This is a genomic window from Histidinibacterium lentulum (assembly GCF_003789055.1).
Classification (GTDB): domain Bacteria; phylum Pseudomonadota; class Alphaproteobacteria; order Rhodobacterales; family Rhodobacteraceae; genus Oceanicola; species Oceanicola lentulus.
In genome coordinates, this window is the sequence record NZ_ML119085.1 from 107,438 (window position 1) to 119,475 (window position 12,038).

The following is a 12,038-nucleotide window of genomic DNA, read 5'->3' on the forward strand; positions in this document are numbered from 1 at the left end:
CACAATGACCCCCGACCCGTCCCTGAACGTGCACGGCGAAACCCTGCTGCCCTGCTCGCTCGATCCCGTCACCGGATTCTTCCGCAACGGTGCCTGCGATACCTGCGCCGCCGACCGCGGCAGCCACACCGTCTGTGCGGTGATGACGGACGAGTTCCTCGCCTTCTCGAAATATGTGGGAAACGATCTTTCGACCCCGAGACCCGAGTACAATTTCCCCGGCCTCAAGGCCGGCGATCACTGGTGCCTCTGCGCCGGGCGCTTCCTTCAGGCCCACGAGGATGGTGTGGCGCCCCAGGTGAACCTCGCCGCCACCCACCGCGCCGCGCTGGAGATCGTGCCGCTGGAGATTCTCGAGCTCTACGCGACGCGGGCGCTCGGCTAGAGATCCCAGCCCAGCGCCTTCGCGACGGTGAAGATGTCCTTGTCGCCCCGCCCGCACATGTTCATCACCAGGAGATGATCCCGCGGCAGTTTCGGCGCGATCTTCATGACATGGGCAAGGGCATGGCTCGGCTCCAGCGCCGGGATGATGCCTTCCGTCTCGCAGCAGAGCTGGAACGCCTCAAGCGCCTCGGCATCGGTGATCGCCACGTACTGCGCCCGCCCGATGTCATGGAGCCATGCATGTTCCGGCCCGATTCCCGGGTAATCCAGCCCTGCCGAGATCGAGAACCCCTCGAGAATCTGACCGTCCTCGTCCTGCAGGAGATACGTCCGGTTGCCATGCAGCACCCCGGGCCGTCCGCCGGTCAGCGAGGCGCAATGCTCCATCTTCTCGTTGACGCCCTTGCCGCCGGCCTCGACGCCGATGATCCGGACCTCCTTGTCGTCGAGGAAGGGATAGAACAGGCCCATCGCGTTCGATCCGCCACCGATCGCCGCGATCAGCGTGTCGGGCAGCCGCCCCTCGGCGGCCATCATCTGTTCACGCGTCTCCTTGCCGATGATCGACTGGAAATCGCGCACCATGGCCGGATAGGGATGCGGCCCCGCCACCGTGCCGATGCAGTAGAACGTGTCCCGTACGTTCGTCACCCAGTCGCGCAGCGCGTCGTTCATCGCGTCCTTCAGCGTGCCGCGCCCGCTCGTGACGGGCACGACCTCCGCCCCCAGCAGCTTCATCCGGAACACGTTGGGTGCTTGCCGCTCCACGTCATGGGCGCCCATGTAGACCACGCATTTCAGCCCGAACTTCGCGCAGACCGTCGCCGTCGCCACGCCATGCTGGCCCGCGCCAGTCTCGGCGATGATGCGGCTCTTTCCCATGCGCCGGGCCAGGATGATCTGCCCCAGCACGTTGTTGATCTTGTGGGCGCCGGTGTGGTTCAGCTCGTCGCGCTTCATGTAGACCTTGGCGCCGCCCAACCGCTCCGTCAGCCGCTCCGCGAAATAGAGCGGCGAGGGACGGCCCACGTAATGGGTCCACAGGTCGTGCATCTCGTCCCAGAAGCTCTGGTCCGTCTTCGCCCGCTCGTATTCCGTCTGCAGATCGAGGATCAGCGGCATCAGCGTCTCGGACACGAACCGCCCGCCGAACTGGCCGAATCGGCCGGTCTCGTCCGGTCCCGTCATGAAGCTGTTGACCAGGTCCTCGGCCATGCTGCGCCCTCCGCGGCTCATTGGTGCAGGACGTGATAAACCGGACCGCCCGCGATGGAAATGGGAAGCCTTGCTGCCCGCGGCCTTTGACAGGGCGCGCCGGGTGCGACCAAATCGTCCCAGATCAAGAGGGTCCATGCTGCTGCGCTGTCTCATTCCCGGTCTCGTCGCAAGCGCGCCGGCGCTTGCCTGCCAGTCCGTGGCGGAAGTCGACTTGCCCCTCCTCGCCAATGTCGAGGGCACGGACCCCGTGCCCCACTGCCGGGTGCAGGTCCTCATGGCCTCCGGGCAGGCTCTCGACCTGCACCTCCCCGTCGACTGGTCGGGCCGGCTCTTCCACCTCTTCGACCCCTCCCCCCTGACCCGCGACGACCTGCTGACCGGGGGCGCCGCCGTGCTCGAGGCGCCCTTCGAGGCAGAGACCCTGCCCCGCGCCGACGATCTCGCGCTGGCAGCCTACGGTCGCCTCCCCGATCATGTCTACGCCGCCGGGACGGGCGCCGGGGCGCTGGCCGCCCTCGCCGCCGCCGTCTCGGTCCCCGGCGATTACGATGGCCTTTACCTCGTTTCTCCAGCCTTGGGCGGGGCCCGGCGCTTCCTGCAGGAGGCGCACGGTATCCAGACTCTCGCCCCCCTGCGCGGCCCGCTGCACGAGGCTTTCTCCGAGGCCGACCTGACCCTCGTCGCCGATGCGGTTCTGGCGGCCTGCGACGCCCTTGACGGCCTCGCGGACGGCATCGTCTTCGACATCGAAGGCTGCCGGGCAAACTTCGACCCGTTCCGCCTCGCCTGCGCCGAAACCTCCCTGTCCTGCCTTTTTCCCGAACGCCTCGAAGCCCTGGTGATCCTGCAGGACGGTCCCCGGACCGATCTCTACGATCCGCTCTACGCTCCGTGGCCCTGGCCTCCCTCGCTGGGAGACGGAGACTGGCGAACAGCACGCCTGGGCACCCCGGAGAGCCCGCCCGCCGGTGCCCTCACCGCCGCCGCGGAACTGGCGGCGGCCCTCGGTCTCGGCACCGACGATCCTCTCGCCTTCCTTGCGGCCCTCGACATCCCCGATGCCGCCGCCCGTCTGCCCGACAGCGCCCCGGATGCCGAAGCGGTCGTCGCCTTCGGGGCGGAGGGCGGGCGCATCCTCGTCCTGCACCCGGCAGACGACCTCGAGCACTCCCTGTTCCGCAGCGCCTTGTGGATCGACCGCCTGCACGAGGAGGACCCCGCGACGGACGAGATCCTGCGCCTCTACGCGGTCCCCGAAGGCCCGGTGCCGGATCTCCTGCCGCGGCTGGTCGACTGGGTGGAACAGGACGCGCCCCCCGGCGCCATCCCGCAGGACTTCGCGCCCGGTGCGCGGCCGCTCTGTCCCTGGCCGCTCTTCGCGGTGCATCTTGGCGGCGATCCCGCCGCCGCGGCCAGCTTCACCTGCGCAGGCTCGGGATAGCCCGCCCGCCCTGCGCCGCCCTCACGAACCCGGCGATCCGAGCGTGGTCCTTGATCCCAGGCGCGCTCTCGACGCCCGAGGACACGTCCACCTGTCGCGCGCCCGTCAACGCCACTGCTTCCGCCACATTCTCCGGCGTGAGCCCCCCCGCCAGCATCCACGGCACGGGCCAGCGCCGGTTCGAAATCAGCCGCCAGTCGAAGGCCACGCCGTTGCCGCCGGGCAGCGGCCCCCCCTCGACAGGCTTCGCATCGACCAGAAGCTGGTCCGCCACCCCGGCATACAGATCGAGCTTCGGCAAGTCCTCCGCCGACCCGATCCCCACCGCCTTCATCACCGGCAGACCCGTGCGCCGCCGCACCTCCGACACCCGCTCGGGGCTTTCGGAGCCGTGCAGCTGCAGCATGTCGAGGGGCACCTTGGCGAGGATCGCGTCCAGCGCCGCGTCGTCGGCATCCACCACCAGTGCGACCTTAGCCACGCCGGGCGGTGCCGCCAGAGCAGCCGCCCTGGCCTCGGCGAGCCCCACGTTGCGCGGCGATTTCCCGAAGAAGACAAGGCCCACATAGGCCGCCCCGGCCGCCGCCGCGGCCTCCACGCCGGCCTCGTCGCGCAGCCCGCAGATCTTGACCCGGATGCTCAGCCCGTCTTGTCGAGCAGCGCGAGGACCTCGTCCTTGCCCTCGTGCTTCTCGTCCTTCAGACGCGCGACCTCCCGCTCGAGTTCGACGATCCGGCGCCGCCGGCGGCTGGCCTCCGACCGCTGCTTAGCCTCGCGCAGCCATTCCCAGATCAGCCCGATGACAAGGCCGAGGGCCACCCCGATCAGCAGCGCGACGAACAGCGGCACCTGCACCACCGGCGCGAGCCAGCCCAGTCCGGCCGGCAAGGCGGAGGCGATCGCCTCGGGCAGCATTTTCAGCTCCACCAGACCGCGGTTGGCGAAACTGACGGTCACGAGGCACAGGGCCACGAGCCCCCAGAAGGCGTACTTGATGTAGGTCATGGGTCTTTCTACTTGCCGTTCAGCCGGTCCCGCAAGAGCTTGCCGGTCTTGAAGAAGGGCACATGCTTCTCCTCGACCTCGACACTCTCCCCCGTGCGCGGGTTGCGCCCGATACGGCCATCCCGCTTCTTCACCGAGAACGCCCCGAAGCCCCGCAATTCGACCCGGTTGCCCCGTGACATCGCGTTGGTGATCTCCTCGAAGATCGTGTTCACGATCCGCTCCACATCGCGCTGGTAGAGGTGCGGATTATCGTCGGCGATCTTCTGGATCAGTTCGGATCGGATCATCCGTCCCCCCGTAACAACCTTGACCTCTCACGACGCTGGTCCGCGCAGTGGCCCGCGAGACTATAGGCGCAAGCGGCGTCAGGAGAAAATACGCCCCATGCTCCGACCGGAGGCTTTTTCGGCCTGTGGTGCCCGATAACGCCCCCACCATGGCCGCATCCCTTACCTGCTGCGCGGTTCTCGGCCCCCAGGCCGTCGGCGGCAGGCACCGATTCGCGACAGGCAAGGGGGCATCCTGCGCGGCATGGCGCTCATCGGTTGGCCGGATCCCGCCGCGGCCCGACTCCTGTCCCGCTCGGCGGGGTGACATTACGGCACCTTCGATCTACGTTCTTCGGGTCCTTGGCCGACGAGGGCGTGACGGGGTCCGGCTGTGTCCCTTAAATTCACCTGCTGATCACAGGAATACAGGGACTGCTCATGACCCGTGCGACAGACATCGAGCGCCAGCTCGCGGACCTCACGAATGCCGAAAGGACGTCCCGCGGGCTCGCGCCCCTGCAACTGGAAATGTCCCTGAACCTCGGGGCCGAGCGTCATTCGAAGTGGATGATCGAGTCGGGGACGATCTCCCACACGGGGGCCGGCGGCACGGGGCATCTCGCCCGGATGCAAGGCGCCGGGTTCAGCGTCACCGACGGGTTCAAGACCGGCGAGAACATCGGCGCCGTGGCAATCGGCGGGGCGCCCGGCTATTCCGACGAGGTCCGGGCGATCCACGCCGGACTGATGAAGAGCCCGGACCATCGCGGCAACATCCTGCGCCCGGAATACGAATACATCGGCATCGGTCTCGAGATCGGCACGATCTCCGGTCATCTCGCCATGGTCGCCACCCAGAAGTTCGGATCGACCACGGGTCCGGTCCGGCTCGATGACGGCAGCCCGGGTCCCGCCCCGGCACCCCCGCCCGTCCAGGTGGTCTTCGAGGGAACCGCCGCGGCCGATATCCTGACCGGCAACGGCGGCGACAACGTGCTCAAGGGGTACGGCGGCAACGACGTGCTCAAGGGCGGTGGCGGCAATGACATGATGTTCGGGGGCGGCGGCAACGACGTCGCCCTCGGTGGCATGGGCGACGACAACATCCAGGGCGGCGCCGGCGATGACAGGCTCCTCGGCAACGCCGGAAAGGACGTGATCAAGGGCCAGGCGGGCAACGACCTGCTGAACGGCGGCGGCGACGACGACGCGCTTTTTGGCGGCGGCGGAAGGGACATCCTGATCGGCGGCGGCGGCAACGACCGGCTTCTGGGCGGCGGCCACAACGACATCCTCCACGGCGGGCCCGGGGACGACTTCCTCAACGGCGGCCCCGGCTCCGACGAGCTCTTCGGTGGCGGCGGAAAGGACGTGCTGGTCGGCGGTGGCGGGCAGGACAGGCTGGATGGCGGCGGCGGCGACGACTTGCTGCTTGGCGGATCCGGCGCGGATACCTTCGTGTTCCGCAAGCTCTACGGCCACGACGTGATCCTCGGGTTCGAAGGGGCAGACCGGATCGAGCTGGACCGCCAGCTCTGGGGCGGCGCGCAACTGTCGCGCACCGACGTCGCGCGCCAGTTCGGCGAGGAGACCAACGCGGGCATCGTGCTGCGTTTTGGCGCGGACAGCCTGACGATCACGGGCATCGACGACCTGTCCGACCTCGCGGACAGCCTCGTCTTCATCTGACCGGCCAATCGGGGCGTCTGCCCGCCCGCTCAAACGAAAGGCCCCGCGGTCGCTACCGCGGGGCCTCTCCTTCGTCATGTGACGCAGCGTTCGCCGGGTCTCAGTCGTCGTTGCCCTTGAGGGCCGCGCCCAGGATATCGCCCAGCGAGGCGCCGCTGTCGGACGAGCCGAACTGCTCCACCGCCTCACGCTCCTCCGCGATCTCGCGCGCCTTGATCGACAGGCCCAGACGACGCGTCTTCGAATCGATGTTCGTGACGCGCACGTCCACCTTGTCGCCGACCTGGAACCGCTCCGGACGCTGCTCGGCCCGGTCGCGCGACAGGTCGGAGCGGCGGATGAAGGACTTCATGCCCTCGTATTCCACCTCGATACCGCCGTCCTCGATCTTGGTCACCTCGACGGTGATGATCGAGCCGCGCTTCACGCCGCCGATGGCATCGGCGAAGGGATCGTTGTCCAGCGCCTTGATCGAGAGCGAGATCCGCTCCTTCTCGGTGTCGACTTCCAGCACCTTCGCCCGCACGACGTCGCCCTTGCGGAAATCGCCGATCACATCCTCGCCCCGACCTTCCCAGGTCAGGTCGCTGAGGTGCACCATGCCGTCGATATCCCCGGGAAGGCCCACGAAGAGGCCGAACTCGGTGATGTTCTTGACCTCGCCCTCGACCTCGGTCCCCTCGGGATGGGTCTCGGCAAAGACCTCCCACGGGTTGCGCATGGTCTGCTTGAGGCCCAGCGACACGCGGCGCTTGGCTTCGTCGATCTCCAGCACCATGACCTCGACCTCCTGGGAGGTGGAGACGATCTTGCCGGGATGGACGTTCTTCTTGGTCCAGGACATTTCCGAGACGTGGACAAGCCCCTCGACCCCCGGCTCCAGCTCCACGAAGGCGCCGTAATCGGTGATGTTGGTGACCCGGCCCTGGTGCACGCTGTCGAGCGCGTACTTGACCGCGACGGAATCCCAGGGATCGTCCTGCAGCTGCTTCATGCCGAGGCTGATCCGGTGGGTCTCCTTGTTGATCTTGATGACCTGGACCTTCACGGTCTCGCCGATCGACAGGATCTCCGACGGATGGTTCACGCGGCGCCACGCCATGTCGGTGACGTGCAAGAGGCCGTCAACACCGCCGAGATCGACGAAGGCGCCGTACTCGGTGATGTTCTTGACCACGCCGTCGACCGCCTGGCCTTCCATGAGGTTCGAGATGACCTCGGCGCGCTGCTCCGCGCGGCTCTCCTCGAGGATGGCGCGGCGGGAGACGACGATGTTGCCCCGGCGGCGGTCCATCTTGAGGATCTGGAACGGCTGCTTGAGCCCCATGAGCGGGCCCGCGTCACGGACCGGGCGCACATCGACCTGGCTGCCCGGCAAGAACGCCACGGCGCCGCCCAGATCGACGGTGAAGCCGCCCTTGACGCGGCCGAAGATCGCGCCCTCGACGCGCTCTTCGTCGGCATAGGCCTTCTCCAGACGGTCCCAGGCCTCTTCACGACGCGCCATCTCGCGGGAGATGACCGCCTCGCCGCGGGCGTTCTCCACATTGCGGAGATAGACCTCGACCTCGTCGCCCACGGAAATCTCGGGCGCCTCGCCGGGATTCGCGAATTCCTTGAGATCGACACGGCCTTCCATCTTGTAGCCGACGTCGATGATGGCCTGGCCCGCCTCGATGGCGATGACACGGCCCTTGACCACCGACCCCTCGGTCGGCGTGTCCATTTCGAGGCTTTCGTTCAGGAGGGCCTCGAAGTCCTCCATGGATGCATTTTGCGCCATGTGGCTCTGGTTTTCCTTCGTTTCGGTTATTCCGGCCGGGCGGTTGTCTCCGCCGGTCTTGCGGTGGGTTGGCCAGCGCCGCGGACCGGGCCGCCGATAACAAAACGGGGCCGGATGACCGGCCCCTGCTCTCGGCTCGCCCGCGACTGTCCCGCCGCGTTGACAAGCCGCGCCTATAGAGGAACCATCGCCCCTTGGCAAGACCGGGAGCCCCGAACACCGCCTTGGTCACCCCCGCAGGCCGGGCATCTGCCCGGGCCCCGCCCCGTCACCGTCACGCCGCCATCACCCCCACCGCGACGCGATCGCCGCCATGGCCGCCTCGATCGCCTCGTCGATCCCCAGCGCCGTCGTGTCGATCCGCACCGCATCCTCCGCGGGCTTCAGCGGGGCCACGGCCCGTGCGCTGTCCCGCTGGTCCCGCGCCCGCACATCTGCCAGCACGCCCTCCTCGGTCACCTCCGCACCCCTGGCCCGAAGTTCGAGAAACCGCCGCTCTGCACGGCACTCGGGGCTCGCGGTGACATAGAGCTTCACCTCCGCCTCCGGGCAGATCACCGTCCCGATGTCCCGCCCGTCCAGAACCGCGCCCCCCGGACGCCGCGCGAAGGCGCGCTGGAACTCCGTCAACGCATCGCGCACCTCGGCCATGACCGCCACGCGGGAGGCCGCCTCCGCCACCGGGCCGGTCCGCAGCGCCGCCTCGTTGAGCTCCGAGGCGTCGAGCGTCCGCGCCGCCGCCACCGGGTCCTGCCCGCCGATCACCCGCGCGCCCACGGCGCGATAGAGCAGTCCCGTGTCCAGATGCGGCAACCCCAGCCGCTCGGCCACGGCCCGGCTGATCGTGCCCTTGCCGGCGGCGGCCGGCCCGTCGATGGCGATGGTGAAGGCGCCCGTCACGCGACGGGTCCGGCAGGCTCCCGCGCGGCGTCGTGGTCGAGCCGCGCGCCGAGGCCCGTCATCAGCGCCTCGAAGATCGGAAAGGAGGTGGCGATCGGGCTCGCATCGTCCACGGTCACGGGCTCCTGCGCCGCAAATCCCATCAGGACAAAGGACATGGCGATCCGGTGGTCGAGCCGGCTCGCCACCGTCACGCCCCCTTTCACGCCGCCGGGCCCGCGCCCCTCCACCGTCCACCAGTCCTCTCCCTCGTCCACCGTCACGCCCGCCGCGCGCAGGCCCGTGGCCATGGCGTCGATCCGGTCGCTCTCCTTGACGCGCAGCTCCTTCACGCCCCGCATCACCGTCACGCCCTCGGCAAAGGCCGCCACGACCGACAGCACCGGGTATTCGTCGATCATGCTCGCCGCGCGCTCGGGCGGCACCTCGATGCCCTTCATGTCGGGCGAGAACCGCGCCCGCAGGTCCGCCACCGGCTCTCCCCCCTCGTCGCGGGGGTTCTCGTAGACCAGGTCTGCGCCCATCTCGCGCAGGGTTTCGTAAAGGCCCGCCCGCGTGGGGTTCAGCCCGATCCCGGGCACAAGCACGTCCGAACCTTCCGTGATCAGCGCGGCGCAGACCGGGAAGGCCGCGCTTGACGGGTCCCGCGGCACCGAGATCACCTGCGGCCGCAGCTCCGGCTGGCCCCTCAGGATGATCGCCCGGCCCTCTTCCGTCTCCTCGATCCGAACCTCCGCGCCGAAGCCCGCGAGCATCCGCTCGGTATGGTCACGCGTCGCCTCGCGCTCGATCACCACGGTCTCTCCCGGCGCGCCCAGCCCCGCCAGCAAGACAGCGGATTTCACCTGCGCCGAGGGCACGGGCACGACATAGCGCACCGGCACCGGATCGCGCGCGCCAACAAGCGTCATCGGCAGCCGCCCGCCCGCGCGACCCACGGCCTGCGTGCCGAACAGCGCCAGCGGGTCGGTCACCCGCCCCATCGGCCGGCCGCGCAGGCTGGCGTCTCCGGTAAAGGTCGCGGTGATCGGCGTCGTGGCCATGGAGCCCATGATCAGCCGCACGCCGGTGCCCGAATTGCCGCAGTCGATGACGCTCTGGGGCTCGCCGAAGCCGCCCGTGCCGACGCCATGGACCGACCATGTCCCGTCCGCCTCCCGCGTGACCTCCGCCCCGAAGGCCCGCATCGCCCTGGCGGTGTCGAGCACGTCCTCCCCCTCGAGAAGGCCTGTCACACGCGTCTCGCCCACAGCCAGCGCACCGAGGATCAGCGCTCGGTGCGACACCGACTTGTCGCCGGGCACCTCCGCCGTGCCCTTCAGCGGCCCGGAGCGGCGGGCGGTCATCGGCCTCGGGGACCCGGAAGCGGACATGCAGAAACCCTCGCCGTCGTGGATGCGGCGCGGTCTTACCCCGCCCCGCCCGCGCGGTCCATGGGTCGGAAGCGCGGCGGCCGCCCCGGACGATCCGTCCCGGGCCCGCACCAGCCCTCCGCCCCACGCGCGCGGGCCGCACGCCGGGCCATGAACCGGCCCGGCCATCTGGTCTCCCTCCGCCCCACGCGCGCAGGCCGCGCCCGCCCGGCACGGCCATGACCTGTGCGCGCCCCGACCGCCCTCCCGGCGCGCCGTGCGCCAGTGACGCGCGCGGCGCGGGTTCAGCGCGCGAGCCGCCGCTCGATCGCGTCCCAGATCAGCCCCGCGGCGTTGGTGCCGTCGAACCGCTCCAGCTCCTGAAGCCCCGTGGGCGAGGTCACGTTGATCTCCGTCAGCCACTCGCCGATCACGTCGATCCCCACGAAGACCTGCCCCGCCTCGCGGAGCTTTGGCCCGATCCGTGCGCAGATCTCCCGGTCGCGGTCGGTGACCTCCGCCGGCTCCGCGCGCCCGCCCACGTGCATGTTGGACCGCGTCTCGCCCTTCTGCGGCACCCGGTTGATCGCGCCCACGGGCTCCCCGTCCACGAGGATCACCCGCTTGTCGCCCTTCGAGACGGCCGGCAGGTATTTCTGCACGATCAGCGGCTCCCGGCTCATCGAGGCAAAGAGTTCGTGCAGCGAGGCGAGGTTGCCGTCGTCATGGGCGAGCTTGAACACGCCCGCCCCGCCGTTGCCGTAGAGCGGCTTGAGGATGATGTCGCCATGCCGCTCCCGAAAGGCGCGCAGCGTGGCGAGGTCGCGCGCGATGGCGGTGGGCGGCGTGAGATCCGGGAAATCGAGGACCAGCAGCTTCTCCGGGAAATTGCGCACCCAGAACGGATCGTTGACCACCAGCGTTGCCGGCATCAGCCGCTGCAGCAGATGCGTCGTGGTGATATAGCCCATGTCGAACGGGGGGTCCTGCCGCAGCCAGACCACGTCGACCTCCGCGAGATCCCGCTCCTCCTCCGCGCCGAGGGTGAAATGGTCGCCCTTCACCCGCCGCACGGTCACCGGCCAGCCACGGGCGAGGATGCGCCCCTCCACATAGGCCACCCGGTCGGGCGTGTAGTAGAACAGCGCGTGTCCCCGCGCCTGCGCCTCTTCCATCAGGCGAAAGGTGCTGTCGGCCCCGATGTCGATCGGGGCGATCGGATCCATCTGCACGGCAACGGTCAGGGCCATGGGCGCTCTCCTCTGTCTCGCGCCCTATCTGGCCCAGCACCAGGGCGCTGTCCATTCGCCCCTCGGCCGCGGATGCCCGCCGCGCACACCCTGTGCGCAGGAGGGTCCGCGGCCTCGTCCCGCACTGGTCCGGGACCCGCGCAGACCCCCTCCGCCCCGCATCGCGAGCGGCCGCACCTCGCACCGCCGGCGGCCGCAGCGTATCCGCGCCCCAGGCGGCCCCTGCCGCGACGGGCACCGCCCCCTCGAGTGCGCAGGCCGACCGCTCACGAGATCGCCTCAGGCAAGCGCGTTCTCGAGGATGCGGACGTCCCCCGATGCATCTACCGTCCCGATATCGAACCGGACATCGGTCAGCAGGCCCCCCGGCCGCGTGGCGAGGAATTCCTGCGCCGCGGCCATGAGCCGCCGGACCTGTCGTTCGGTGACACGTCCGAGGGCGGCGTCATGGCTGCGGCTCTTCTTGACCTCGACGAAGACGAGGGCGTCGCCGTCGGCGGCGATCACGTCGATCTCCCCTCCCCTGCCGCGCCAGCGCCGGGCAAGGACGGGGCAGCCCCGTTCCGTGTAGTGCCGCACCACGCTGTCCTCGGCCGCCGCGCCCGCCGCGTGGTTGACCCGCCCGCGGTCGGCGCGCCGCGCGGCGGCGTGTCCCCGACCGATTTCCGACCACGATCCTTCGAGCGACATCTGGGCCTCCATCCATCCCGCCCGGCCCTTGTCGCACGAAACAGCGAAGAT

The 12,038-nt window shown here is 69.5% G+C and carries 11 protein-coding genes and 1 pseudogene; 3 read left to right on the forward strand and 9 right to left on the reverse strand.

What is annotated here, in order from left to right; all coding sequences use genetic code 11:
• Window positions 1-4 precede the first annotated feature (4 nt).
• Complete coding sequence (locus tag EAT49_RS11295; RefSeq protein WP_123642432.1) at window positions 5-385, forward strand: DUF2237 family protein; 381 nt, start codon at window positions 5-7, stop codon at window positions 383-385.
• Here EAT49_RS11295 and trpB read toward each other — a convergent pair.
• A complete protein-coding gene (gene trpB / locus EAT49_RS11300; protein WP_123642433.1) occupies window positions 382-1,602 on the reverse strand; it encodes a tryptophan synthase subunit beta in 1,221 nt (406 codons plus the stop codon). The two genes, EAT49_RS11295 and trpB, sit on opposite strands and share 4 nt — an antisense overlap.
• Before the next feature lie 136 nt (window positions 1,603-1,738).
• Here trpB and EAT49_RS11305 point away from each other — a divergent pair, with 136 nt between their 5' ends.
• Window positions 1,739-3,046: a tannase/feruloyl esterase family alpha/beta hydrolase gene (locus EAT49_RS11305; protein ID WP_185020731.1), complete on the forward strand. Its 1,308-nt coding sequence runs from the start codon at window positions 1,739-1,741 to the stop codon at window positions 3,044-3,046.
• Here the strand turns inward: EAT49_RS11305 and EAT49_RS11310 are convergent.
• The 3 genes and pseudogenes from EAT49_RS11310 to ihfB form a co-directional block, all read right to left on the reverse strand.
• A complete protein-coding gene (locus tag EAT49_RS11310; RefSeq protein ID WP_123642435.1) occupies window positions 3,024-3,689 on the reverse strand; it encodes a phosphoribosylanthranilate isomerase in 666 nt (221 codons plus the stop codon). The genes EAT49_RS11305 and EAT49_RS11310 overlap by 23 nt on opposite strands.
• Window positions 3,686-4,051: a LapA family protein gene (locus EAT49_RS11315; RefSeq protein WP_123642436.1), complete on the reverse strand. Its 366-nt coding sequence runs from the start codon at window positions 4,049-4,051 to the stop codon at window positions 3,686-3,688. The genes EAT49_RS11310 and EAT49_RS11315 overlap by 4 nt, the downstream gene beginning before the upstream one ends.
• A gap of 8 nt (window positions 4,052-4,059) precedes the next feature.
• Window positions 4,060-4,350 (reverse strand): annotated as a pseudogene (gene ihfB, locus EAT49_RS11320) (integration host factor subunit beta); the annotation flags it as partial.
• 411 nt (window positions 4,351-4,761) lie between these two features.
• Here ihfB and EAT49_RS11325 point away from each other — a divergent pair.
• A complete protein-coding gene (locus tag EAT49_RS11325) occupies window positions 4,762-6,012 on the forward strand; it encodes a CAP domain-containing protein (RefSeq protein WP_123642438.1) in 1,251 nt (416 codons plus the stop codon).
• A gap of 100 nt (window positions 6,013-6,112) precedes the next feature.
• On the opposite strand, the gene rpsA is transcribed toward EAT49_RS11325, so the two are convergent.
• The 5 genes from rpsA to EAT49_RS11350 form a co-directional block, all read right to left on the reverse strand.
• Window positions 6,113-7,825, reverse strand: coding sequence for a 30S ribosomal protein S1 (gene rpsA / locus EAT49_RS11330; protein ID WP_281274729.1), 1,713 nt, complete (start codon window positions 7,823-7,825; stop codon window positions 6,113-6,115).
• A 255-nt stretch (window positions 7,826-8,080) separates the two neighbouring features.
• Window positions 8,081-8,695 carry a (d)CMP kinase gene (locus EAT49_RS11335; RefSeq protein WP_123642440.1) on the reverse strand — a complete coding sequence of 205 codons (615 nt, stop codon included), beginning with the start codon at window positions 8,693-8,695 and terminating at the stop codon, window positions 8,081-8,083.
• Window positions 8,692-10,068, reverse strand: coding sequence for a 3-phosphoshikimate 1-carboxyvinyltransferase (gene aroA, locus EAT49_RS11340; protein ID WP_123642441.1), 1,377 nt, complete (start codon window positions 10,066-10,068; stop codon window positions 8,692-8,694). Before aroA ends, EAT49_RS11335 begins: the two co-directional genes overlap by 4 nt.
• 284 nt (window positions 10,069-10,352) lie before the next feature.
• Entirely contained in the window at window positions 10,353-11,297 is a 945-nt protein-coding gene (gshB, locus tag EAT49_RS11345; RefSeq protein WP_123642442.1) for a glutathione synthase, read from the reverse strand.
• Between the two features lie 279 nt (window positions 11,298-11,576).
• Window positions 11,577-11,987, reverse strand: a complete 411-nt coding sequence (locus EAT49_RS11350) for a YraN family protein (RefSeq protein ID WP_123642443.1) — start codon at window positions 11,985-11,987, stop codon at window positions 11,577-11,579.
• Window positions 11,988-12,038 lie beyond the last annotated feature (51 nt).